A 25,079-nucleotide genomic window follows, 5' to 3' on the forward strand; every position below is an offset into this window, starting at 1 on the left:
CGTAGATGGGGTGTATTTCTTGCTGGAGAGGGGGCTGATGGGGATTCAGCGACCACTTGTTTCCTTGGAATTGCAAGGATGCAACCGTCGGTTGACAGCAAATATTGGTGTCTTTGCCGGGTGCAACTCAAAGCTGGTGGCGGTCGGAGCCCTGCACGTTTCATCATGGTCTCGTTGCTGGTTGAATCGGCAATCTGCCGATCTGGAGAAAGAACATTATGAGTTTCAGAACCAATGTGCAATATCTGCGTTCGCAGCGCAACATGACTCAGGAGCAGCTGGCCATGCTGGTGGGGGTATCCCGTCAGGCCGTGTCCAAGTGGGAGTCGGACAAGGCCTATCCTGAGATGGACAAGCTCCTGGCCATCTGTGACCTCTTCGGCTGCACTCTTGATGACCTGGTTCTAGGCGATGTTCGGCATCCGGGTTCCGGGCAGCGTGCGTCCAAGCCTGACCATCAGGATGCCGCGCAGACGACTTCGACAACGCACACGACTATACCTGTTCAGTCTGCTGCGGAAGACGTGACCGGCTACGCCTCCTTCAGCAATGCCTATAGCCTGCGGATGGCTTTCGGCATCGCCCTTATCATGTTGGGACTGGCTTTCGCTGGTCTCTTCGCCGCAGTCAGCCAGCCGACCGACACACAGAATGGTCTGGCCTTCCTTGCTCTGATGATCGGCATCGTCCTGGGCCTGGCCTGTCTGATACCGGCGGTTTCCGCCAGAAGGGATTTTCGCCGTCGGCATCCCTATGTAGCGGATTTCTACACCGATGAGGAGCGCTCGCGAGTTTCCCGGCAGGCAACCTGGGAGCTGGTCTGCGGTCTGGCTGTCGTGCTCTTGGATGTGGGGATCAACTCTGCCGGATACCTGATCTGGGGCTGGTCCGATCAGGTCAGAGGGTTCGTCTTCTTCCTCCTTCTGGCTCTAGGGATCTTCCTGCTAGTCCATGCGGGAACGAGCCACAGAATGATGAACCTCCGGGCCTACAACAGGCAGATTGATTCCGTTGATGACGGTCGCTGGGACACCTATCGGTATGAGCACCGGATAAGCAATGCCATCAGCGGAGTCATCATGGGCATTTGCACGCTGGTGGCCCTGACTATGCTCTTCTCCGGCAATTACGACAACCTCTTCGGGTGGCGCATCCCGTTCTGGGCCATCTGGATCATCGGCGGGGTGTTCTGTGGAGTGCTCCAGTCTCTAATCGGCATCTTCCGCAAGCCGCCTCGTGCCTGAGACAGCTGATTTGCCTTCTTTGAGGGGATGTAGTAGTCTAACAAAGTTGTGTGTTCATCCGTAGCCTCGCGTTGCGGGCAAGAACACCTGGGACGACTTGGAAAACAACGTAAAGGAAGTCAACATGGCAGCTCGTTGCGCGGTGTGCGGCAAGGGCCCGCAGACCGGTTACAGTGTTTCTCATTCGCATATCCGGAACAAGCGCATCTTCCGCCCCAACCTGCAGTCGGTGCACACCACCGTTGATGGCCAGAACGTGCGTCTGCGCGTCTGCGTCAAGTGCCTCAAGGCAGGCAAGGTGCAGCGCATCGCCGCCTGAGTGCGGTTTGTCGGTCGTATTGGGACCCCCGGGGGCAAAGCTCCGGGGGTTCTTGTCATCCTGACGGATGATGGTCGGCGCATGCGGGAGGTGATCGGGTATGTCGGCAGTGGCTCGTGTTGGTCTGCACAGCACCGTGGCCTCGCTGGTGGCCAACAGGCGTAGGGTGAGTGCTCTCAAGGCTCTGGGCGTGGTCACAGTCGGGGATGCGCTGACCTACTATCCTTTCCGCATCACTGATCCTATGCGGGTCACCACTATTGCCGGCATTCGCCTTGGCGAGCCCTGCGCCTTCGCCGCCCGGGTGGATCAGGTGCGTCTGGTGCCACTGAGTGGCCACCGGGGTTTTCGGCTGGACGTGATGGTGGACGATGCAGCCTTCGTCAGCAGCCAAGACGGCACTCCGCTGGCGGTCAGACTGGTCTTCTTCTCCCATAAAAAGCCCTATATGGACTGGATGGTCCGTCGGCTGCAAGTAGGGGCGGATCTGGTCGTGGCTGGCGAGCCCGGTGTCTACATGGACCAGCTCCAGTTCACCCATCCGGAGACCCTGGTTGTTGCCGATGCCGATCGGGAGGTTTTGGCAGAGGCTTCTCGACCCGATGCAGCCAGCCTTGACGAGGCCTTGGAACGCGTCCGTCGACCGCGGCCGGTTTATCATGCAAGCTCCCGCATCTCCTCGGACCATATTCACGATGTCATTCTGGGGTTTTTGCGTCTGCTGGCACAGGCCGGTGATTCACCTGAAGCCTTGCCTGTAGCGGGTGCCCTCGAAGAGGGGCAGCCCAGTGCCGAGATCCGCATTAATCCGGAAGCCCTGGGCCGAGCCATACCTGATGTGCTGCCCGAGCAGGTCCGTGTCGACCAGGGGCTGATGCATCGTGCCCGTGCCCTCTTGGGCATGCATGCGCCCGACAGCCCTGACGACTTCGCTGCGGCGCGCAAAACCCTGCGCTACGAGGAGGCTTTCGTCTCGCAGACGGCGCTTCTGCAGACCCGTCGCCAGACCCAGCAGCAGCCCACTTATCCATGTGCGAATTCGGGCGCCGATCATCCAGACACCCTGCCTGCCCGTTTCATCGACTCCCTGCCGTTCCAGCTGACCGATGGGCAGCGTCAGGTCATCAATGATATCGGTGTCGACATGGCCAAGGATCAGCCCATGCAGCGGCTTCTGCAGGGCGAGGTTGGTTCTGGCAAGACCGTGGTGGCCCTGGCGGCCATGCTCCAGGCGGTCCAGGCCGGTCATCAGGCTGTCTTGGTGGCTCCCACCCAGGTGTTGGCCGAGCAGCACTATGCCTCCATCGGCGGCATGCTTAAGACCATGGGCACTGATGTGACCGCCACTGCCGTAGAAGGCCGCCATAAGCCTGTGGACAACGTCACCATGATTCGTATGACGGATCAGCTGGTGCTGTCTCTGGTGCTGCTGACCGGCGGTATGAGACTGGCCCAGCGCCGTTCTGCCCTGGCTGTCTCGGCTTCGGGCCGTCCCTGCATTATCATCGCCACCCATGCGGCCTTCTCCAAGACCTTCCAGGCCCCCAATCTTGCCCTGACTGTTATCGACGAGCAGCATCGTTTCGGGGTCGAGCAGCGCGAGGAGCTACGCCGCAAATCCGAGCGCGTTCCCCATCTGCTGATCATGACCGCGACACCTATCCCGCGCACGGCCGCTATGACCTGGTTCGGCGACCTTGACATCTCCACCCTGACCGAGCTGCCCAGCAACCGCAAACCGGTCCGCACGCACGTCATCGCCGAGTCCGACGGAGCGACCATGGGTGCCATGTTCCTGCATCTGCGCCGACGGATCGAGGCTGGAGAACGGGCCTATGTAATCTGCGCCCGCATCGACGAGGAGGACGACTTCTCGGCCGCCTCTGACCGACCTGGTCAATCTAGCGGATCCGATGCTCAACCTGAGCTGCTGGCTGAGGAGGGCCAAGGTGATGGCCAGCGTCCGCCTCTGCACTCGGTGGCCGAAATGAGTCAGAGACTGGCTGCTCTGCCGCAATTCCAAGGCATTGCCATGGCCACGCTGACTGGTCGGGATGACGACGCCACAAAGAATGCTGTTATGGCGGATTTCGCTTCGGGCCGCACGCCCCTGCTGGTAGCCACCACTGTGGTGGAGGTGGGGGTAGATGTGCCCCAAGCCTCCTGCATTGTCATCTTCGATGCCGATCGGTTCGGACTCTCCCAGCTTCATCAGCTGCGCGGCAGGGTGGGACGCGGCGGCACTGATTCATGGGCCTTCCTGATCTCGCGCGCCCCTGCGGATTCCCCGGCTGCCGAGCGGCTCGAGGTCATTCGCGACACCACTGACGGGGCCAAAATCGCAGAGGAGGACATTCGCATCAGGGGTGCCGGAGACGTGCTGGGCGATGCCCAATCCGGCGGTCATTCCTCCCTGAAGCTTCTGCGGGTGGTCACCGATGCGCCCATGATCGTCCGTGCAAGGACCCAGGCAGGCCAACTCCTGGAGTCCGACCCCACCCTGGCCGGACAGCCCGAGCTGGCTGGCGCCGTTCTGGATTTCATGAGGGGCAACGAAGGTTTCCTGGTCTCCAGCTGAAAGGACAACAGACCATATGCACATCATCGCCGGCCGCTTCAAGGGATTCCCCATTCCCGCAGCCCTCAAGGGCACCCGGCCCACCACCGATCGCACCAAGGAGGCCATTTTCTCCCACCTGGAGTCCGAAGGTCTGCTGTCCGGTGCTCGGGTCCTGGACCTGTTCGCCGGCACCGGGGCTTTGGGATTCGAAGCCCTCTCCCGTGGTGCCCGGAGCCTGGTGGCTGTGGAGTCTTCTGGTCGTGTCGCCGGACTGCTGTCACGCTCAGCCGCTGGGCTGCGCCACCATCCGGCTTGGGATCCAGCCATGGATATTCGTGTCAGCAGAAATCGTGCCGAGCGCTTTGTTCGTCCTCTCTCTTCTGGCCATGAGGATGCCGGTCTGTCCGAGGCCTGTTTCGACCTGGTCTTTATGGACCCGCCTTATGACCTGTCGACTGAGGATTGCCAAAGTATTATGACCGGTCTGACTGGCCGAGGAATGGTGGACGATAGGGGCATGATCGTTCTGGAACGATCGACACGCACCCCGCCGCCCACAGCTCCTGAAGGATGGGCGATTGATCAGGCTCGCAGCTATGGGGAGACAGCAGTCTACTATCTGACGGCCTGCTGATAAGCCCTGCAAATTTGACGGCTAATCAATTTGAAGGCTGGTCCAGAGGTCTCGGATGGGTTTCCCTTGTATCCCAGCCCAGGTCCTCCAAGAGACGGCGGTCATGCTTATCCAGGGTGGGGCAGTCCAATCGGGCGATCAGGTCGGGACGGATCCGACTGGTTCGCTTGATGGCTTCATCGCGTCGAAACCGGTCCACCTTCCCGTGGTCACCGCTGGTCAGTATCTCGGGCACGGCCATACCTCGCCAGGTGGTGGGGCGTGTGTACTGGCGATATTCCAGCAGCGGCTCATCCCCGGTGTAGGACTCCTGCACGATGGATTCAGGATTGCCCATGAATCCGGGCAGAAGACGGGTGATCGCCTCCAGCATCACCGAAACGGCCACCTCGCCCCCATTGAGCACATAGTCGCCAATGGAGTACTCGCGAACGTCGATCCCCTGATTCCGGTAGTAGTCGGGGATGCGTGCGTCATAGCCTTCGTAGCGGCCGCAGCCGAATATCAGCCTCTTCGCCTGTGACAGCGCGGTCGCATCGGTCTGGGTGAACAAAGGAGCGGATGGGTTGGGGAAGATCAGGACTGGTCCTGCCAGGCCTGCCTCGTGGCTGTCTGTAGACGAATCTGCCTCGGCTGCTATGCCATCGCTTTTGTCGCCGGAACTCTTTATTGCTTCTTTGTGTTCTGCAGCATCAGCGGTGCCGGCTGTCTGATCCGTGGACGGTTGTTGCTGAGTCGATTCGTCTGGCATGTCCAGCAGGTCGTCCAGGCACTGGCCCCAGACTTCCGGTTTCATGACCATGCCGGCTCCGCCGCCTACCGGAGTATCATCCACCGAGTGGTGCACGTCATGGGTCCAGTCGCGCAGATTGTGGGCGCGGATGGTTACCAGGCCTTTTTCCTGGGCCTTGCCAAGCAGGCTGAGTCCAGTCACGTCAAAATATTCGGGGAAGACGGAGACGATATCGATTTGCATGTCATCAACTCTACCCAAGCCTGTTTAGGTCTGGAGTGGACACGGATTGGTGCCTTTGCGGGTGCTACACTAGCTGGGTCTTCAAAAGTCGTGGAGGTGAACCGGCTCGTCGCAGCATGCGGCTGTCAGTCCGGCGCCACTTTGGGAGACGTCATCAACGCAGCCAGAGAGCTATAACCGTTGCGTAAACAGCAATGAGAGCGGCATCTGATGATGCCATGCCGTACGGATCCGTGGTGATGGCTATGCGAACAGTCTGATGCGTGAGGAGCGGACGGTCCATGGTCGACCATGTTGATAAGCGAACACAACTGCTGATTACCGGCACTGCCGGGCTCGCCTTCTGCGGGGTCCTTTTGGAGACCTCGCTCAATGTCACCTTTCCGGAGATGACCCGGTACTTCAACACCGGGCTGGGCACGGTCCAATGGCTGACTACCGGGTATCTGCTGGTGGTGGCCTTGACGGTTCTGGCCGCTGCCTGGCTGGAGCATTCATTCACCACCCGCACATTGATTCTTGCCAGCGTGGGAATATTCCTGGGCAGCGACCTGATGTGCATCCTTGCTCCATGTTTTCCCCTCCTTATGGCGGGGCGCCTCCTGCAGGGCATCAGCACTGGTATCGTTCTTCCCCTGGTCTTTTCCCTGATCATGAAAAAGATACCTCTTCACATCCAGGGTCGTTACGTGGGCAGCGCCGGCATGGCGGTAGCACTGGCGCCCTCACTTGGGCCGACCTTTGGTGGAGCCGTTATCCAGGCCTTATCCTGGCAGGCCATCTTTCTGATCGTGCTGCCCATCGAGCTGGTCTTCGGGCTCATCGCCCTCATCTCTGTAGACAGGGAGAGCGCCCATGTCGGCCCCTTCGCCTGGCTCCAGTTCCTTCTTCTGGGTATGTTCCTGACCGGTCTGACCTTGTGTCTGAGCACCTTGGATGTGCACGGTCCTATCACCTGGCTGTCCCTGCTCGTCGGCGTTTTGGCCCTGGTCGCAGGGGTTTGGATCCTTGCGCATCAGCGCACCAGGCTGATCAACATTGCGGTCTTCCGCAACCGCACTTTCACCCTTGCCCTGATCCTCTACTTCCTGGTCCAGTTCGTTCAGATTGGCCTTACGTTCATCCTGCCCAATATGGCCCAGTCCGTCCTGGGGGAGACATCTACCGTGGCCGGCCTCTTGCTGCTGCCGGGGAGTCTGCTCTCAGCCCTCTGCCAGCCCATCACAGGCGGTTATCTGGATGGTCATGGCCTGCGTGGACTGCTCGCTGTGGGAAGCACGGCCTTCATCCTCTCCGCCTTAGGCTTCATGATCCTCAGTCGGCGCTTGTCTGTCCCCCTGATGGTTCTTCTCTACGCCTGCTACATGGTCGGTCAGGCTTGCGTCTTCAACAACCTGCTTACGGTCGGCCTGCAGCATATCCCTGCGAAACTGGTGCCTGACGGCAACGCCCTCTTCAACACCCTTCAGCAGTATTCAGGCGCGGCTTCGACCGGCGTTCTGGCCGCCATCATCACTGGCGTGCCCAAGGCCAGAGGAATCCATGGCGGCCCTCAGGCCTTCCAGTTCGGAGCCGTCTGGGCTTTCGTTTTCGTCTTGCTCATTGTCCTGGTCATCCTTCTGGTGGCATGGTTCCTAGAGCGCAGCCTGGCCGGTCAGGATAGGGAAGAGGTTCAGGTTGTATGACCGCTGATTCCTTCTGGAAAGCCACCGGTGTCAGTTCAGGAATGAGATGCCGACCCAGACGGCCCAGCCCAGTGCAAGGACCAGGTAGGGCCACCAGTGCATGCGGGTGATGGCCACGAACTCTCGGATGAAGGCAGTCGGCCAGTAGTAGCCCTTGGTGTGCGAACCGATTCCGTCGGCATTCAGCCCGACCTTGCTGGCGTATTCGCTGGCCCGGAAGACATGGTAGTCGCTGGTGACCAGGGCCACCCGGTAATGCTCAGGCCCGGTGCCCGTCTCGTAGCGGTCGTCGAGGATCTGCTTGGAGTAGCGCAGATTCTCCAGGGTTGTGGTCGATCTGTCCTCCATGATGATGGCCTCGGCTGGCACCCGGCAGGAGTTACGCAAATACTGAGCCATGGCCCTGGCCTCGCTGATGACCTCGTCCGGGCCTTGCCCGCCGGAGACCACGAAGCGCCCCAGGCGCCCCTGCCGCTTCCAGAGGTCTACAGCCTTGTCCAGCCGTCCGCGGAGCAGAGGGGTGGGTTCTTCGCCGCGCAGGCCGGCTCCGTGGATGATGATGTAGTCGTAGCGACGCTTGCGGGGCAGCAGCCTGTACAAGCTGGAATAGAGCAGCAGGGCCAGGAAGGAGAAGAAGAACCAGGTGGCTTCCAGGTCGATCAGCCCAGCCAGCTTCTGCAGCCATGAGGGGGCGCCAAACCCAGCCAGGAGGGGCGAAAGAATCATGTAGGCTACCACGGCCAGTGCCAGCAGTCCGGGCAGCAGGGTGGTCAGGGAAATCCCCTCATGCCGGATGACGATGACCGTGTTGGCCAGCAGGAAGGCGACCACCAGCAGGGGCGAGGCGATCAACACAATGATCAGCGGCAGGATCAGCCAGCGCATCCCGAACTGCAGAAGAAGCGCTCCACCCAGGGTCAGCAGCAGGAGCAGGAACCAGATGGCATTGCGGAACTGCCGTGGCTCCTTGTGCAGGTCCCAGAGGAAGAGCAGGCCGAAGATGATGGCGGGTGCATAGAGCAGGAGGAGCTGCAGGTAGTTGGTCATGCCGTGATTCCCCTTCCCGAGGACGAACTGGCAGGGTTGTATTCCACTGTAGCGAATAGATGAGCCGCCGCTCGTCCTTGACATGCCACCGCTTTCCAGCCTGTCGTGGTACCATATATGTGGTAAATCTCACACGTTCAAAAGCTGAGGGTGGGCGATTCCCGACGGTGCGAATTCCAAGTCGAGACCATGATAATGATGGGTCCTCTCAGGATTGCACATCGGTGCCTGCATGGGCGTGGTTGGTCGCAAGGCAGCGATGCGTTGGGAGGATCAGGGGTTCAAGTGATGTTGGGTTCCTCCGCGCTCAGGAGATGGTTCGGACCTGGCGTACAAGGCTGTAGAGAGGTGTGGTAATGAAAGTAGTGATATTCTCCACCTGCGTGGTGGACCTCATGTTTCCGAACGTGGGGAAGGCCATGGTGGAAGTGTTGGAGCGGTTTGGCTGCGACACCTACCTTCCCAAGGAGCAGATCTGCTGCGCCCAGCCCACCTTCAACAGCGGGTATGTCAAGGAGAGCATGCAGGTCATGCGCAACGAGGTCGATGCCCTGCTGAGCGTAGATGCCGACTACATCGTGGGTCCAGCAGGCTCCTGCGTGAATATGCTCAAGGAGCTGCCCTTCCATCTCAAGAACGACCCGGTCTATGCCGCCAAGGCCCAGACCATGGCTGACAAGACCTATGAGTTCTCGCAGTTCCTCTATCGTGTGCTGGGTGTGCTGGATGCGGGCGCTGAGCTTGATGCCGTGGCCACCTACCACCGCTCCTGCCACATGACCCGGTTGCTGGGGGAGCGGACCAGTCCCTTCGTCCTGCTGGATCATGTCAAGGGCCTGACCATGATCCCCCTGCCCCATATCGAGAACTGCTGCGGATTCGGTGGCATGTTCTCCATGAAAGAGCCTGAGATCTCCAAGCAGATGGTGGATGAAAAGGTGAACGACGTGCTCAGCACCAAGGCCAGCGTCCTCATCTCCTGCGATCCGGGCTGCCTGATGAACATCGGCGGCCGATTCAACCGGCGTGGCGAGAAGATCACCATCATGCACCTGGCTGAGGTGCTCAATCACAACGTGGACATGAGCCGCGTCAAGTATGTGGAAGGCCGCTCTGCTGGCGATGGGGCTGTGGGTTCCGTCAGGGCTGCCAAGGAAGAGGGGGCTCTGGTATGAGCAGCATGGTCAATGGCAAGAAGGCTGCGCAATATCTGCGGACCAGCAAGGCTCCCTTCCTGACCAGGGTCAAGGAGTCCGAGCAGGACCAATTCGCCCAGCAGGCCGTGGCCAAGGCCCAGGATGCGCAGTGGGTCAAGCGCGAGGCTGCCCGACAGGAGCTGGGCAACTGGGAACAGTGGCGCGACCTGGGCGAGCAGATTCGCCAGCATGTCATCCGCTACCTGCCTGACTACCTGGAGGAGTTCTCCGACAACGTGGAGAAGCGCGGCGGCCATGTCTTCTTCGCCCAGACCGACGACGAGGCTGCCCAGTACATCAAGCAAATCGCCATCGAAAAGAAGGCCAAGCACGTCGTCAAGAGCAAGTCCATGGTGACCAGCGAGATCAACCTGGATCCCACGCTGATGACTGTGCCCGGCCTGGAGGTGCTGGAGACCGACCTGGCCGAGTTCATCCTGGAGGAGGACGACTGGGACCAGCCCACGCACCTGGTCTTCCCCGCCCTGCACAAGAACCGCGAACAGGTTCGGCAGGTTTTCGAGAAGAAGCTGGGTTACAAGGGTGACAACGATCCCCAGCACATGGCTCGCTTCTCGCGCAAGGTTCTGCGCAAACACTTCCTCGAGGCGGACATGGGCATCACCGGATGCAACTTCGCCGTGGCAGACACGGGCATGATCAACCTGGTGACCAACGAGGGCAACGCCGACCTGGCCATGTGCATCCCCAAGACCCAGGTGGTGGTCATGGGCATGGAGCGCCTGGTGCCGACCATGAAGGAGGCCGAGACCATGGACAACATGCTGGCCCGGTCCGCCGTCGGCCAGAAGCTGACCTCCTATTTGACCTATACTGCGCCGCGCACCGGCCAGGAGTCGGACGGACCGGACGATGTCTATGTGGTCATTCTGGACAACGGCCGCTCCAACGCCCTGGGGACGGTTTTCGAGCCCATCCTCCAGTGCATCCGCTGCGCCTCCTGCCTGAACGTCTGCCCCATCTACCGGCACATCGGCGGTCATGGCTACGGATCCATCTATCCGGGTCCTGTGGGCTCGGTGCTCTCGCCGGTATTGGATGGTGGCTACGACGACTTCGGGGACCTGCCCTACGCCTGCAGCCTGTGCGCAGCATGCACGGCCACCTGCCCGGTCAAGATCCCCCTGCATCAGCTCATGATTGAGCACCGGCGGATCATGATGGACGACCAGTCCCAGGCCAATCTGATCGACGACACGGTCATGAGGGTCATGGGTCTGGGCACCGGCCACTCCTCGCTCTTCCGCACTGCCCTAGGGGTGGATCACACCATGCTGACCCCCATATCCAAGAAGCAGCCGGAGACGGCCAAGAACCTTTTTGCCAGCGATCGGCACGTGGAATGGATGCCCTTCGTCTTCGGCGGATGGACCAAGGTTCGTGATCTGCCGGATCCGCCCAAACACGGGCAGAACTTCCGCAGTTGGTTCGCTCATCACAAGAAGGAGCAGCAGGCATGACCGATCGTGAGGTATTCCTGGACTACCTGGCCAAGAAGAGCGGACGGCCCCGTCACCAGCTCAAGGACCACCCTCTGGTGCCGGTCAACGATCTGCCGGAGACCACCCTGTCAGGCCACACCCAGGACGAGCTGCTGGAGATCGCCCGGAAGAGCAGCGAGGCCGTCCATGTGGACTTCCGCACCTGCACCAAGGCCGAGTTGCCCACTGCTCTGGACGAGTTCATCGATTCGCGCAAGGACGACAGCGATCATGTGATGCTGCCCACCTCCGACCTGTTTGCGGATTTCGGTCTGGAGGAGTGGAGGGACGGTCTGAACCCGCCCGCCACTTTCTGGAAGCCGGGAGCCAGCCGCGAGGAGAACATCAAGACCGCCGACGAGTCCGGCACGGCCATCGCCTTTGCAGATTTCCTGCTGGCCGAGTCCGGCACCATCACCGTGGCTACTACACCGGGTCAGGGTCGTGCCTTCCACTTCCTGCCAGTGCACTATCTGAGCATCATCCGCAAGTCCAAGATCCTGCCCCGAACCCGGCAGGCCATGGACTACTACGACCCGGCTCTGGTCTCAGGCGAGCTCAAGACCTCCAACATCAACTTCATCACGGGCCCCTCCAACACGGGCGACATCGAGATGGTGATCGTGGTGGGCGTACATGGCCCCCTGGATATGACATATCTGGTGGTTGAAGACATGTAGCTCTAATAACATTTCCTGCTTAGGCAGGCGCATTTCCCGTATGTGGGGGGTCAGCGGCTTGTAGAAGGACGCTGACCCCCCACATACGCTTCTGCTGAAAGACGGGTTCAGACCAGGCCAGGCAGAAGCCCTCCAGGTGGGTCGATGGCCACGTACCCGTTTTCAATGTCAACCTGGGGTACCAGGGCTTCGACGAAGGGTATCAGCCCTTCCGCCTCCTCGTCGTCTTCTTTGGTGGTCATGCGGATCTGCAGCTGCTGCTGGGCTACGCCGTCCAGCACGTCGCTGACTTGGCCGACCACTCGTCCGGAGGGCTCGCCCAGAGAGTTGCCCGGAGCCATGCGAACCTCGAGTCCAATCAGATCCTCGGGATACCAGGCATCCTCCTGCGCCAGTTCCTGGGCTGGATCAGCCTGGACATACAGTTCGAGGCCGTTCAGCGCTTCGGATGCGTTCCTGTCTTCCACGCCTTTGAATAGGACGATCCAACGCTGTTTGAAGCGCCGGGAGGAGACCACCGTGAAAACCTGCCCGTCCTTGGTCTGCAACTGGGAGTCGGGGGCGAAGCGCCGCTCAGGCTCGTCGGTGTAGGCATATACGTTGACCTCGCCCTTGAGTCCCTGGGCGCGGCCAATACGGCAGACCCTCAGCAACCTTCGCTGCTGAGGGTCCGGACCCTGCGGGCCGTGATTGGTGGACCGGCTGGGGCTCACCGGCGCACGTCCATGATGTCGACGCGCACCTTGTGGTCGGCCAGCGCCTGGATCACGGTGCGGATGGCGTTGGCGGTCCTGCCGCCCCTGCCGATCACGCGGCCAATATCCTCGGGGTTGACCCGTACCCGCAACAGTTCTCCGCGAGAGTTCTCGTGGGACTTGACCGACACGTCATCGGGAAAGTCCACGATGTTCCTGATCAGGTGCTCAACGGCCTGTGCAAGCATGATAGCCGGTCCTTCCAATCCTCAGTAAATATGCCTTACTCAGCTGCCTGCTCGGCCTGGGCGGCATCTGCCGACTCATCGGCCTTGGGGGCTTCCTTCTCCGCCTGGGCCTTGGCCTTGGCGTCAGCCTCGGACTTGGCAGCCTTGAGCTTCTGAGCTTCGTTCTGTGCCTGCTCAATGCGGGCCTGGGCATCGATCTCGGCCTGGGGCACCTTCAGAGTGCCTTCCTTGCCGGGCAGATCCTTGAACTTCTGCCAGTCACCGGTGATCTTCAGAAGGTTGAAGACAGGGTCACTTGGCTGAGCGCCCACACCCAGCCAGTACTGGGCGCGCTCGGAGTCGATCTTGATTGAAGAGGGCTGGGTGTTGGGATCGTAGGTGCCGATCTCCTCGATGACCTTGCCATCGCGCTTCTTGCGGGAATCGACCACGACCACGCGGTAGAAGGGGTAGAACTTCTTGCCCATTCTCTTCAGACGAATTCTGGTTGCCAAAACGGCTCTCCTTGGTACTTGGTGTGCCCGGCGGCGTCTCCATGTGGGGCATGGTGGCGCTCCTGGCGTGTTCCTCACGGCCGTCGGAATGAGAGGGCTCCTCCGGACATGAATAACAGCAAAAGTATACCTCAACCATAGGATTAAGGGTCTGCTGTGGCATATGCCTCAACAGACCCTTGGTTCGGTTTTCTCCAACCTGTTCTGACCTAGGTCTAAGCTTCGGCCTCCCTATAGACCGGGGCCTGGCTCTTGTCGTCCAGGATCAGGGTCATGGTTCGCTCAGGCAGGACCAAATGGATCCTTCGATAGAGAGGCTTGAATCCATAGTGGGTCACGGTAACCGAGCACTGGCCTTGGCTCTCCATGCGGATCTGATAGAGGTTGTAGGCCCCCTGCTCGTAGTCGAAGCTGTATCCGTCATCCTGATAGTGGGTGTAGTCGCCATGCTGGCCGAAGAGTCTGAACGTCATGGACTCCTCGGGCTGGTCGTCCATATGCTCCACCAGTCGACCCCAAGGCAGAACGGTGTCGGCCCTGACGAAGATCGGCAGCTGGTCCAGAGGAGCCTCAACCAAAATATCTCGTTGGCCGCCGAAAGTGACCATGGTACGCAGATCCACCCAGTCGCCCTTGGGCAGATAGACCATTCTTGAGACCTGCCCTTGCTCTACCACCGGTGCTACCAGAACCTGGTCGCCGACCATGTACTCATCGTTCAAGTTCCGGGTGCGCGCATCTTCTGGGTAATTCAGGACCAGGGGACGCATAACCGGCAGGCCGTCTTTCATCTGCTTGGCAAAGCAATCGTAGAGGTAGGGAATGAAGCGATACCTCAAGTGCAGGAAGTGCCGGTAAATGTCTAGGACCTCAGGGCCAAAGACCCAAGGCTCCTGGTCTCGTGCCTGGAGTGCGGAATGGTTGCGCAGAAGCGGGCTGAAAATGCCGGCTTCGATCCATCGGGTCAGCAGCTCCGGGGTTGTATCGGCGCTGAATCCACCGATGTCGGCCCCGACAAAGCTGAATCCGCTCATCCCCATATTGCAGAGCTGAGGGATCGACATTTGCAGATGCGGCCAGAGGCTTTGGTTGTCGCCGGTCCAGACCGTTGAGTACTTCTGCGTTCCCGCGTAGGCCGCGCGTGTGATGACGTAGGGCCGTCTGCCGGTGGCTTTTTTCAGGCCCTGATAGGTGGCCTTGGCCATGTTGTGGCCGTAGACATTGTTCATCCTGGCAAGGTCGGACTGCTGATCTTCATCGCTGAAGACGGTGTCTTCCGGTATCTCTCCGTCGAATACGGCGGGTTCGTTCATGTCTGTCCAGATGCCGGCTGCCCCGCTGTCGACCAGAAAACGGCAATGCCCGGCCCACCAGTCGCGGACTTCGGATCGACCGAAGTCAGGGAATACGGACTTGCCGGGCCAGACCCTGTTGACATAGACGCTGCCGTCCGGGTTGGTCGCGAAGTACCCCTTATCCAGACCCTCCTGATAGATCGGATAGTCGGGATCCTCTTTGACTCCAGGATCCAGGATGGGGATGACTCTGACTCCCCGTCTTTTCATATCCGCCAGGAACCCGGCGGGATCCTTGAAGATATTCCTGTTCCAGGTGAAGACGCGGTAGCCGTCCATGTAGTCGATGTCGAAGTGGACAGCTTCCAGGGGAAGGTGATACTTGGCGAAGGTGTCGACGATCTGCTCCACCCGGTCCTGGCTCATGCTGTAGCCCCAACGTGACTGTTGGTAACCCAGCATCCAACGCTGGGGGAGAGGGACCCGGCCAGTCAGATAGGTGTAGTTGGAGACCACCTCCTTCAAGGAGGATCCGCCCAGTATGTAATAGTCCAGGTTTCCGTCGACGGCCGAGTAGAAGTAGTAGTCGGCGTTCTCCCTGCCCAGGTCAAGATGGCTCCGGTAGGTGTTGTCGAAGAAGATCCCCCAAGGGTGGCCTTTTTTCAGTCCGAAGAGGACCGGGACGGACTTATAGAGGTTGGTGAAGGTCTCGATGTGCGGGCGCGGCTCATCATAATTCCAGTTGTCGTATTGATAGGACCGCTTGTTCAGATACCCGGTCTTGTCGCCCAGTCCGTAGAATTGCTCGTCCGGATCCAAGGCCTTGACTACCTGGTAGTAGTGATCCTCAGTCTGGCTCACGCCGGAAACTTCGTGGCCTTCGGCCCGCATGATGCTCTGGTGGGCGGCATCAATCGTCTTGGCGATGGGACGTCTCTTGCCGCGGTAGTCCAGGATCAACGGATTGCCTTGAGCGTCGAAGACGTCCAAGAGCAGGTCAGGTCCGACTTTGACGGTCAGCTGCCCTGTAGACAGTTCCAGATGGTTGTCGACTTCCTTCAGATCGAAGGGAGTCTCCACCTTCTTCTCGCCTTCGATGGCGTAGGAGTTGGTATGTCGTCCCCGATCCTGAAAGACGCGGATGATTTGGTCCGTCAGCACGGTCAGGATCAATGCTCCCTGGTCGGAACTCAGGGTGATGGTCTGACCTTTCGCGGTGTAATGCAGGTTCGTCATGGCAGACGTATTCCTTTCGTAATGTTGCTTAAGCCTCGTTGGATTCGGGCTTCTGGCTCTTGATGATGTCCATCAGAGCTGCGCCAATCAGCCAGGAGATGCCTCCGATCAAGAGCATGGTCGGCATCGATCTGCCCACCAACGGGAAGATCGCGAAGCTGCTGACCGATGCGATTATCTGCGGGAGGCAGATGAAGATGTTGAAGAGCCCCATATAGGCACCATCATTGGCCCCGTCGGTTTCCGTAGTGAAAATTGCAAAAGGTTCGGCATGCATGGTCAGGAAGCAGATACCGATCAGTGTAAAGGAACCGATCAGGGCGTACTGGTTGTGGGTGAAAGCGGTCCAGATCATTCCCAGGCCGCCGCAGAGCAGTCCAATCCGGTACCAGAACTTGCGCTTGTACTGGCTGGTCCTGGACAGAACCAGGAATCCGTAGATGATGCCCACGATGGACTGGACGAAGGTGAGGATGCCATACCAGTTGCCGGCGGCCTGGAATCCCGCTGAGGAAGAGTCGGCCGTGTGCCAGACGTTTTGGGCGATGGCCCCGGTGGTGTAGGTCCAGAGGTACTGGACGCCGAAGTAGGCGAAGAACTGGATGACTGCAACCTGCCAGAATGTGCTGGGGGCCTCCTTGAGAAGGGTCCAGTAGGACTTCTGCGGCTTCTTCTCCTCATATTCGAAGTTATGGTATTGCGCGTAGGTCTTAGGATCGTATTCCTTGACCGAGAGGATGGTGTAGATGGAGGTGGCCAGAAGGACGGCCGCGGCGATGTAGAAGGAGAGCCGGACGGACATGGGGACCACTCCCTTCTTGTCGATGTTGGCAATGCCCAGCCCGGTCAGCAGGAAGGGGCAGAGGTTGGCCAGGACGCCTCCCAGATTGCTGAAGGACTGTTGCCAGGACCAGGCCTGGTCCTTCTGCTTCTCGTTGACCATGTCGCCGATGATCATGCGGAAGGGTTGCATGCAGGCGTTGTTGGACAGGTCCATGAGGACGATGGCTGCTGCTCCGAAGCATAGAGCAGTCAAGGATCCGTAGCCGAAACCAAAGGAACCGGAATTCGGCAGCAAGACCATGACGATGGCAGCCAGGGGAGCCGCCCAAAGCAGGATGGGCATCCGGCGGCCGAAGCGAGGGGACCAGTGGCCGTCAGAGAATCGTCCCAGGATTGGTTGAATGATCATTCCGATCAGGGGCGGCAGTATGAAGAAGAACCCAAGCTTGCTTGGGTCGGCACCCAGAGTCTGGAATATGCGGCTCATCTGTGAGGTCTGCAGGGAGAAGGCCATGTTGACGCCGCAGTAGCCGAAGGTGATGGCGAACATGGTCTTCATGGTGATATCCGGTAGCGAATGCCGTTTCTTGGTAGAGGCATCACTCGTCATTTGAGGTGCGCTCAAGGTATCTCCTTTGATCTTTTGTAAACAATTACTGTAAACGTTTACGGTATCAGTATACAGCCTCATTCATCTTTTTCATGCCCGGGCGTGTGGCTATGATGGCCGATGACGTAGCAAGTGGGTCCGGCATGGGTTCGGCAGAGGGAAAGATGGAGGTCATGGCTGAAGCTTCCAGAGTGACCTTAAAGGACATAGCCCAGCGGTTGGGGCTGTCGACGGCTACCGTTTCGCGTTCCCTTTCCGACACCGGTGAACACAGGGATCAGACGGTACGCTTGGTCAAGGAGACGGCCAAGGAGATGGGGTACATCCGCAACACGGCAGCGGCCGACCTCGTTCAGGGCAAGAGCCATGCTTTGGCTGTCATCCTCTCCAACACCAAGACCAATTTCGATTCTTCAATCATCGAGGGGATCGAACAATCAGCTGCGGAACGGAACCTGGATGTGTTGATTCTCCATGCTGGCAACGCTGATCTGCAAGCCCAGCGGCGGGCCATCACCACTGCGGTAGAGCGCGCCGTCAGAGGAATTATTCTGGTCTCCCTCGAGCTCCAGGAGTCATTGATCGCCACCATAGAGCAGGTGGGAATGGATTGCATATCGCTCTCATCCTTTGTGGGCGGCGGACGGCTGCCCTGCATTACTTCAGATGACTATCAGATGGGGTATGAGGCCACCCAATTTTTGATTGACCAAGGTCACCGACGGATCGGGTTGGCGGGCATTCCTAAGCATGGTTCAATCACTCTGCGCATCAGCGGGTACCGGCAGTGCCTGGAGGATAACAGCATTCCTTATAGGGAAAGTCTGGTTTTCCGTGGGGGATGTCTCTACCAGGATGGGATAGCCGCCATGAAGCGCTGTCTAAAGACGAAAGAACAGATCACTGCCCTTATCGGTGCCAGCGACCTGGTGGCTATGGGTGCCATCAACCAGGCCAGGGACCAGGGGTTGGATGTGCCCGGTGACGTGAGTGTCATGAGCTTTGACGGCACGGACATTGTAGAAATGGTCAGGCCCACCATAACCAGCGTCACCCAGGCCTTTTACCGTATGGGAGTGGAGGGAGTCAAGGCCCTGCTGTCCGGAGACAAGCCGGGTTCGCGTTTTCTGCCTTTCCGGATAATCAGCAGGCAGTCCACCGGACCGGGCCCTTGCCTGCACGGTGATCATAAGTGAGCAGCCTCTGCTCAGGCTCACAGGCGCAGTTGAGCCAAAAGGCCACAGTGGTCGGTGTGCGGGACTTCCATGACCTTCATCGATTCGACCCTGATGCCTTGGCTGACCAGGATATGGTCGATTTCGATCAGCGGCGGTAGAAGTGCCTGGCAATGCGGAAAGGTCGGATGCGGCCCGCAACCTAGGGAAAGGGAGGCATCACGCAACCTGCCGGACTGCAGCATGGCACGAAAGGTGGGGTGGTGCAGGTTGGCGTTGCAGTCGCCCATGATGACGGTGAATGCGGGCGATTCCATGTCTGGGGCGGCCGCCGTCTTTTCGCTGTTCAAGAGAGCCAGGCGCTCAATGCCTAAGCCCCATTGTCTGGCGCCGCGTTGGGGCGACTTGGGATGGACTGAAGCCACGCGGATTGTTCCAGCTTGGGTATGCAAAAGCATCAGAGGAACGGCTGAAGCTTCCAAATCAAGGCCTGATGGTTGATGCCATATGGGCTCCAGACGAGAGAAGAGGGCGTTCCTGCCGCCATTGTCATTCTGGGTCTGCAGCCCCTCCACCAGGTATGGCATGATCTGCCTCATCCCTGCTTTCTGAAGATGAGTCAGCAGCGTCGAGTTCACTTCCTGCAGGGCTAAAACGTCGACATCATGGCTTTGAACCTGCTCCATGATGGTCTGCGCATCCGCCTTGCCATAGCGGCAGTTTAGCGTCATGACTCTCAAGGAAAGGGCTGGATGGCTAGCGGCTGGAGCCAGGTCGCGAGTTTCTGTGTGGACCTGTGCTGAATCAGGCGTGACCTGATTGAGCTGGTTTGATTTGGGACTGTCTGCATAGGCATCTGCTTTATTACTAGTATCGGTGCGATGCCTATTGTTTGACAGTAGCCCAGTTCTGTACCCCGAGCCCGTTGGAGAGGACAGGTGAAACCTGTATTGAAGTCTCCACAAGGTGACCAGGGTCAGCTCAATCAGGGCCAGGGCAGACTGTGGCCAGGCCTGGATCACAATGGCGCAGACCAAGATGGCCAACAGGGGAACGGCCAAGAGGTCGATCAGAGCGATCAGCTCTACCAGAGGGCGGTGCCAGTCAGCTCCGGCAGGGAGGAAGCGCAGGGCCATCCACAAGGCGATGAGCCCCAGGAGAATCCAGAGAAGGGTGTTCACGTGCCATTGTCTCCTGCAGGAGAGAGGGGTTTAGCGGCCGCCGAAGAGACCGCCCAGTCCACCGCCAAGGTTGGGCGGCAGGTCCGGCAGGCCTTCAGGCATCTGCGGAGTTTCGGGGCGCTTGGCGAAGGCGGAGCCGCCGGAGGATTTGCTCTTGCCGGACAGGCGCTCGCGTAACGCCTTCTCTTCGGCCTCCCGCTTCATAGGATTGCCTGAACGGGAGCCCTTGCGGCCTTTCTTGCCCTTTTTGCCCTTCTTGCCGCCGCCAGCGCCCATGCCGCCCATGCCTGGGATCGAACGGCTGCCATTGGTCATCCGCTTCATCATCTTGGCCGCCTGCTCGAACCGCTGCAGCAGGCCGTTGACAGCCGAGACCGTAGTGCCGGCGCCATAGGCGATCCGGGCCCGCCGTGAGCCGTCGATGATGCTGGGGTCGCGTCGTTCCTGGGGAGTCATCGACTGGATGATGGCCTGGGTCCGGTCCACCTCCTTCTCATCGAACTGCTCAAGCTCCTTGCGGTGCTGGGCCATGCCCGGGATCATGCCCAGAATGCTCTTGAAGGAGCCCAGCTTGCGAACCTGTTGGAGCTGCTCCAGAAAGTCGTCCAAACCGAAGCTGCCCTCGGACATCTTCCCGGCGGCCTTGCGGGCCTCCTCCTCATCGAACTGGCGCTGGGCCTGCTCGATCAGGGTCAGGATGTCACCCATGTCCAGAATGCGGGAGGCCATCCGGTCGGGGTGGAAGACCTCGAAGTCCTTGAGGCCCTCGCCGTTGGAGTCGAAGAGGATGGGCTTGCCGGTCACCGAGGCCACCGACAGGGCTGCGCCGCCGCGGGCATCGCCGTCCAGCTTGGACAGGACCACGCCGGTGAAATCCACGCCCTGGTCGAAGGCCTTGGCTGTGGCGACTGCATCCTGGCCGATCATGGCATCGATGACGAAGAGGATCTCGTCGGGGTGGACGGCATCGCGGATATTGCGGGCCTGCTCCATCAGCTCCTGATCCACGCCCAGCCGACCGGCCGTATCAATGATGACCACGTCATAGAGCTTGTCCTTGGCCACCCTGATCGAGTCGGCTGCCACTTTGACTGGATCGCCTGTGACCTGCCCCGGGGCTGCCAGCTCGGATCCGCTGGTCTGCACGCCTGGCTCGGGTGCGTATACCGGCACTTCGGCGCGCTCGCCGACCACCTGGAGCTGGGTGACCGCATTGGGCCGCTGCAGGTCGGCCGCCACCAGCAGGGGGGTGTGGCCGGCATCCTTGAGCCAGTAGCCTAATTTGCCGGCCAACGTGGTCTTGCCGGCACCCTGCAGGCCAGCCAGCATGATGACTGTGGGCGGATTCTTGGCGAAATTGAGCGGTCGATCCACTCCAGCGCCCAGGATGTCAGTCAGTTCGTCGTAGACGATGGAGACTACCTGCTGGGCCGGGTTCAGGGCCTTGGAGACCTCCTCGCCCAGGGCGCGTTCCCTGATGCGCCCGGTAAAGGAGCGCACCACGTCCAGGGAGACATCGGCATCCAGGAGGGCGCGGCGGATCTCGCGGATTGTGCCGTCGATGTCGGCCTCGGTCAGCTTCCCCTTGGAACGCAGATGGGTGAAGGCCTGGGAGAGCCGGTCGGTCAAAGATGAAAATGCTGCCATAATGCCCCAAGTCTACCTGTCAGCCGGGAGATTGGCCGGCAGCTCCGTAAGGCCTGCGCCATCAGCCGAGTGACAGCAGAGGTGGGGGGGGGCACGGCCGACATGTGGGTGCGTCACACTTTCCCTGAGCTTCGAAGTGACTATTGCCATCCCATCTTGATCGTCGGATCACCTGCATCAAAAAAGACTCTAGTAACAGCTGGTTTGTAGTTTTCGGGCGATCAGATGCTGCAATACAACCAGATGGGCACACTCTGCTCAGTTGTTTTTGGTTACCCCCCTCCCCCTATTTGAAACGTTCGGACAAGGTGCGGGACAGGGGGACTCCTCCTACCTCTTAGTGGATTTGATTGCTCAGTACCAAGAAGGTGTCTCGATTTAAACCTCTAAGGAAATGTCTAGCAAAGTAGAGTGGTCATTTTGACAGCATGGGGTGCCGTGTTATAATTGTCGAAACGATTCGATTACTTCAGAGATGATGAGAATCGCATAAGAGGAAAGAGCTGAATGTTGTTACGGATTGATCCCTCATAACAACATGCCCATTGAAAAGATAAATTCCAGCCAATGGAGGAGTGGAATATGAAGACATGTAAATTGCTCGGTGCTTGCTTAGCGATGGCGCTAGCTTCTACGCCGCTTGCGGGGTGCGGGTCTAATAGCAGTTCTGCAGAGTCGACGGGTAAGCCAGACAGCATCTTGGTCTGGGATTATGGTGAGCCGGCAAGCGGGCAGGATAGAGGCTGGCATCGTGCAGCTGAGATCTTTACCAAAAAGACTGGAATCAAGGTGAAATTCGAGGTCAAGTCTTTCACTCAGATAGCCCAGAATGGCAGCCAGTTTTTGAATTCAGATCAAGCGCCCGACGTCATGAAGTCAAACAGGGGTAATGGTTCTGCTGGAGTGCTGTCTACGCAGAACCTGTTGACTGATTTGAAACCGTATGTGAAGAAATATGGATGGGACAAGAAAGTTACCGGTCAGGCGGCGGCTGTAGGCAAGTATGACAAGAGAGGTGTTATGGATGGGGATACCTGGTATGGCATTCCCTCGTATGCGGAAATGCAGCGTGTGTACTACAACAAGGACATATTTGCCAAATACGGTTTACAGATTCCCAAGACCTACAGTGAGTTTACCCAGGTGCTCCAAGCATTTAAGGATAAGGGCGTGACTCCCATTACAGCGGATGCTGGTGAATTCGGCGTTTTATGGTTGTGGTGGCAACTGGCTATGACCAAGGCAGACAGAAAGTTCGTTGATGACTGGCAACTATACAAGCACAAGGTCAATTGGCGTAGTGAGCCGCTGACATTTGCTACAGATACCATCAAGGATTGGTTTGATAAGGGGTATATCTCGCGAAACGCCACCGGGATGAAGGCGGAAGATACCACTACCGCTTTTATCCGTGGAGAATATCCGATTTATCAGACGGGCAGCTGGAATCAGAACAGGTTCATGGAACAGATCAAGAACTTTGACTGGACGGCGGCCATTTTCCCAGATTCAAAGATGGTCGAGGGGTGCGCCGGCAATCTTCTGGTGATACCGGAAAAAGCCAAGCACAAGGATCTGGCTGCACAATATATCGACATTGTGCTTTCTGATGAGATCCAGAATTTCATTGGTAACCATGGTGGTGTGCCTGTCCATGCTGATTCTAGTGCCATTACAGATACCAAGAGTCGCGAACTTGTGCAGGAATACAACGATGCTGCCAAGGCGAACCGCATGAGTTACTATCCAGATTATCCAGCGCCGAATCTTACCGATGCTATGCCCGCCGCTTTCCAGGAACTGGTCAACGGGACCAAGAAGCCCTCGGAAATCCTTCAAACGCTTCACAAGGATTATGACGATGGAGTCTCGCAAATGGGTCTTGATGACAACTGACAAAGAACTCTTTATGCCGGGTGCTTTAAACGCGTGAGTGCCCGGCTTTGTGACAGCCCCGAATCCAAGTTATTCGGTTTTGTTCGGGGCATTTAGGAGATGTAATCGTGTCGTTACGTAAAGACCACAGGACCGTCGCCCATTCGCGCATCCCCGGAAGTCGGCCATCGCGATTCGTGCCCTACCTGCTGCCGGGGCTGATAGGTATCTTCGCAATAGTCATCGTGCCAATCGGATGGAATATATATCTGAGCTTTACGAGGTGGAGGGGAGTCGGGCCCACCCGTTGGATAGGCGGCAAAAACTGGCGACGCCTCATGAGTGACAAGACTTTTTGGGTGTCTTTCAGCCATTCTTTATGGATCATCGTCGCTATTGTAGTGATACCAACGATACTGGGCTTATTGATCTCATCGGCTTTGACGGATGTAATTCAGAAGAAGTTCGGTCCACGTGCATCCTCATCGCTTAGAGCGCTCTACTATCTGCCCCAGGTTCTGCCAGTGGCTGTGGCTACGATCATTATGGGCTGGATATTCAGGCCAGAAGATGGAGCAGTCAACGATCTGCTGGCTAAGGTGGGTCTGAGTTCGCTGCAGCAGAATTGGCTGGGCTCGACAAAAACCGCTTTGCCGGTATTGATGATTATTCTGATATGGATTCAGCTAGGGTATCCAATCGTCATTTTCATGTCCGGCCTGCAGCGTGTGGATCCTGAATTGTATGAGGCTGCCAGCCTTGATGGTGCTAACTGGTGGCAGAAATTCCATGTTGTCACATTGCCATCGATTGTTCCCGAGTTATTGGTCGTGGTGCTGACTTCGACGATAGGCGCGCTCAAAACATTTGCCCCTGTATTCCTTCTGACCAAAGGCGGCCCTGGCACGTCGACAATGGTCCCTTCATATTACTCATACAACCAGTTCTTCCAGATACAACAGGTGGGTTACGGGGCGGCCATTTCTACAGCTCTTACGGTAGTCATCATTATCTTCTCGATTGCTTTCACTGCAGTGCAGAAGCATGTCGAGAAGAACATGGATTAATTCATCCTTAAGGAAGCAAAATGAGTAGTCAAATGTCAGAGCAAATTGCTGATACCGCACCATTGGGCCACGCTAAACATATAAGGTCATGGGGGAATTGGGCAGCGCTTATATTGCTGGTGCTGGGGGCCGTAGTGATGCTGTTCCCCCTTGTGATCCTGGCCTTGAACGCTTTCAAGACCACAGAGGATTACAACATGACGGGCCCCCTTTCATTCCCGGCGCATATGAGTCTTGAGGGGGTGATTTCCTTCTGGAACACCACTGATTTCCCAATGAAGTTTGCGAACTCCTTGCTTATATCGTTGGTTGTTTCAGTGGTTGGGGTCTTGTTGTCGGTTTTGAACTCGTTCGCCCTCGGAATAGGACGAGTCAAAGGAAATACTGTGATTCTGCTTTTTATCATGTTGGCAAACATGGTGCCGCAAGAGGCACTACTGTACCCGCTGTATATCATGTTCAAGGCTATCGGGCTATACAACACCCAATGGTCGATGATCATCATCTTCACTATTATTCAAAGTGCATATGGGACATACCTGCTTTCTGCTGTTTATGGCACTTTTCCACAGGCGATCCTAGAGGCGGCCACAGTTGATGGTGCATCTCGCTGGCAGACGCTTTTGCGAATCGTCCTCCCGGTTTCTTGGCCTACTATCAGCGTACTGTTCGTTTTCTTCTTCATTTGGACTTGGAATGAATATATGATTCCCATGGCTTTCCTGATGAGTGACAGTGTTCAGACGGTCCCCTTGGCGCTGGCGACTATGCAAGGTCAGCATACTATGGCCGCCACTGATCTGGCTGCTGCGGCCTTGCTTAGTATAATTCCCACGATCGTCTTCTTCGTCTTCTTCCAGAGGAAGCTGTCCCAAGGAATCGTTGCGGGGTCGGTTAAGTAGAACATCGAAGAAAATGATTTCCAAGTTG

The 25,079-nt window shown here is 58.2% G+C and carries 20 protein-coding genes and 1 pseudogene; 12 read left to right on the top strand and 9 right to left on the bottom strand.

What is annotated here, in order from left to right:
- The first annotated feature begins 218 nt into the window (after positions 1 to 218).
- The 4 genes and pseudogenes from AC0AII_RS05155 to rsmD all read left to right on the top strand — a co-directional run.
- Positions 219 to 1,244 carry a helix-turn-helix transcriptional regulator gene (locus AC0AII_RS05155; RefSeq protein WP_490446366.1) on the top strand — a complete coding sequence of 342 codons (1,026 nt, stop codon included), beginning with the start codon at positions 219 to 221 and terminating at the stop codon, positions 1,242 to 1,244.
- A gap of 124 nt (positions 1,245 to 1,368) precedes the next feature.
- A complete protein-coding gene (rpmB, locus tag AC0AII_RS05160; RefSeq protein WP_015021347.1) occupies positions 1,369 to 1,563 on the top strand; it encodes a 50S ribosomal protein L28 in 195 nt (64 codons plus the stop codon).
- A 100-nt stretch (positions 1,564 to 1,663) separates the two neighbouring features.
- Positions 1,664 to 4,141, top strand: a complete 2,478-nt coding sequence (locus tag AC0AII_RS05165) for an ATP-dependent DNA helicase RecG (protein ID WP_490446367.1) — start codon at positions 1,664 to 1,666, stop codon at positions 4,139 to 4,141.
- A gap of 10 nt (positions 4,142 to 4,151) precedes the next feature.
- A pseudogene (gene rsmD, locus AC0AII_RS05170) lies at positions 4,152 to 4,757 on the top strand (16S rRNA (guanine(966)-N(2))-methyltransferase RsmD); the annotation flags it as partial.
- Between the two features lie 25 nt (positions 4,758 to 4,782).
- Here the strand turns inward: rsmD and trmD are convergent.
- Complete coding sequence (gene trmD / locus AC0AII_RS05175; RefSeq protein WP_490446368.1) at positions 4,783 to 5,733, bottom strand: tRNA (guanosine(37)-N1)-methyltransferase TrmD; 951 nt, start codon at positions 5,731 to 5,733, stop codon at positions 4,783 to 4,785.
- A gap of 281 nt (positions 5,734 to 6,014) precedes the next feature.
- Here trmD and AC0AII_RS05180 point away from each other — a divergent pair, with 281 nt between their 5' ends.
- Positions 6,015 to 7,418 (top strand): MFS transporter, encoded by a 1,404-nt coding sequence (locus AC0AII_RS05180; protein WP_490446369.1) that lies wholly within the window; start codon positions 6,015 to 6,017, stop codon positions 7,416 to 7,418.
- Positions 7,419 to 7,448: 30 nt separating this feature from the next.
- Here the strand turns inward: AC0AII_RS05180 and AC0AII_RS05185 are convergent, their stop codons facing one another.
- Positions 7,449 to 8,465 (bottom strand): YdcF family protein, encoded by a 1,017-nt coding sequence (locus tag AC0AII_RS05185; protein WP_490446370.1) that lies wholly within the window; start codon positions 8,463 to 8,465, stop codon positions 7,449 to 7,451.
- A 356-nt stretch (positions 8,466 to 8,821) separates the two neighbouring features.
- Here AC0AII_RS05185 and AC0AII_RS05190 point away from each other — a divergent pair, with 356 nt between their 5' ends.
- The 3 genes from AC0AII_RS05190 to AC0AII_RS05200 are packed head-to-tail and all read left to right on the top strand — an operon-like array spanning position 8,822 to position 11,843.
- Positions 8,822 to 9,640, top strand: coding sequence for a (Fe-S)-binding protein (locus AC0AII_RS05190; RefSeq protein ID WP_198199220.1), 819 nt, complete (start codon positions 8,822 to 8,824; stop codon positions 9,638 to 9,640).
- Entirely contained in the window at positions 9,637 to 11,142 is a 1,506-nt protein-coding gene (locus AC0AII_RS05195) for a LutB/LldF family L-lactate oxidation iron-sulfur protein (RefSeq protein ID WP_081709296.1), read from the top strand. Before AC0AII_RS05190 ends, AC0AII_RS05195 begins: the two co-directional genes overlap by 4 nt.
- The gene (locus tag AC0AII_RS05200) at positions 11,139 to 11,843 is read left to right on the top strand and encodes a LutC/YkgG family protein (protein ID WP_045923943.1); all 705 of its coding nucleotides are present in this window, start codon (positions 11,139 to 11,141) and stop codon (positions 11,841 to 11,843) included. Before AC0AII_RS05195 ends, AC0AII_RS05200 begins: the two co-directional genes overlap by 4 nt.
- Before the next feature lie 107 nt (positions 11,844 to 11,950).
- Here AC0AII_RS05200 and rimM read toward each other — a convergent pair whose 3' ends face one another.
- The 5 genes from rimM to AC0AII_RS05225 form a co-directional block, all read right to left on the bottom strand.
- Positions 11,951 to 12,556 carry a ribosome maturation factor RimM gene (gene rimM / locus AC0AII_RS05205; RefSeq protein ID WP_490446371.1) on the bottom strand — a complete coding sequence of 202 codons (606 nt, stop codon included), beginning with the start codon at positions 12,554 to 12,556 and terminating at the stop codon, positions 11,951 to 11,953.
- A complete protein-coding gene (locus AC0AII_RS05210; RefSeq protein WP_015021362.1) occupies positions 12,553 to 12,786 on the bottom strand; it encodes an RNA-binding protein in 234 nt (77 codons plus the stop codon). Before AC0AII_RS05210 ends, rimM begins: the two co-directional genes overlap by 4 nt.
- A gap of 35 nt (positions 12,787 to 12,821) precedes the next feature.
- Entirely contained in the window at positions 12,822 to 13,280 is a 459-nt protein-coding gene (rpsP, locus tag AC0AII_RS05215; RefSeq protein ID WP_045923945.1) for a 30S ribosomal protein S16, read from the bottom strand.
- A gap of 215 nt (positions 13,281 to 13,495) precedes the next feature.
- The gene (locus AC0AII_RS05220) at positions 13,496 to 15,811 is read right to left on the bottom strand and encodes a glycoside hydrolase family 31 protein (protein WP_490446372.1); all 2,316 of its coding nucleotides are present in this window, start codon (positions 15,809 to 15,811) and stop codon (positions 13,496 to 13,498) included.
- 28 nt (positions 15,812 to 15,839) lie between these two features.
- Positions 15,840 to 17,219 carry an SLC45 family MFS transporter gene (locus AC0AII_RS05225; protein ID WP_197071124.1) on the bottom strand — a complete coding sequence of 460 codons (1,380 nt, stop codon included), beginning with the start codon at positions 17,217 to 17,219 and terminating at the stop codon, positions 15,840 to 15,842.
- Between the two features lie 158 nt (positions 17,220 to 17,377).
- Here AC0AII_RS05225 and AC0AII_RS05230 point away from each other — a divergent pair, with 158 nt between their 5' ends.
- Positions 17,378 to 18,400, top strand: coding sequence for a LacI family DNA-binding transcriptional regulator (locus AC0AII_RS05230; protein WP_045924248.1), 1,023 nt, complete (start codon positions 17,378 to 17,380; stop codon positions 18,398 to 18,400).
- A gap of 17 nt (positions 18,401 to 18,417) precedes the next feature.
- Here the strand turns inward: AC0AII_RS05230 and AC0AII_RS05235 are convergent, their stop codons facing one another.
- Positions 18,418 to 19,560, bottom strand: a complete 1,143-nt coding sequence (locus AC0AII_RS05235) for an endonuclease/exonuclease/phosphatase family protein (protein ID WP_490446373.1) — start codon at positions 19,558 to 19,560, stop codon at positions 18,418 to 18,420.
- A gap of 30 nt (positions 19,561 to 19,590) precedes the next feature.
- Positions 19,591 to 21,207 carry a signal recognition particle protein gene (ffh, locus tag AC0AII_RS05240; protein ID WP_490446374.1) on the bottom strand — a complete coding sequence of 539 codons (1,617 nt, stop codon included), beginning with the start codon at positions 21,205 to 21,207 and terminating at the stop codon, positions 19,591 to 19,593.
- A gap of 582 nt (positions 21,208 to 21,789) precedes the next feature.
- On the opposite strand from ffh, the gene AC0AII_RS05245 reads away from it, so the two are divergent.
- From AC0AII_RS05245 to AC0AII_RS05255, 3 genes are all read left to right on the top strand, one after another.
- Entirely contained in the window at positions 21,790 to 23,103 is a 1,314-nt protein-coding gene (locus AC0AII_RS05245) for an ABC transporter substrate-binding protein (RefSeq protein WP_045924249.1), read from the top strand.
- Between the two features lie 107 nt (positions 23,104 to 23,210).
- Positions 23,211 to 24,149 carry a carbohydrate ABC transporter permease gene (locus AC0AII_RS05250; RefSeq protein WP_045923950.1) on the top strand — a complete coding sequence of 313 codons (939 nt, stop codon included), beginning with the start codon at positions 23,211 to 23,213 and terminating at the stop codon, positions 24,147 to 24,149.
- Positions 24,150 to 24,169: 20 nt separating this feature from the next.
- Positions 24,170 to 25,051 (top strand): carbohydrate ABC transporter permease, encoded by an 882-nt coding sequence (locus AC0AII_RS05255; protein WP_045923951.1) that lies wholly within the window; start codon positions 24,170 to 24,172, stop codon positions 25,049 to 25,051.
- Positions 25,052 to 25,079: the final 28 nt, after the last annotated feature.

This window comes from Bifidobacterium sp. VU/mBH4 (B4), from assembly GCF_058199535.1.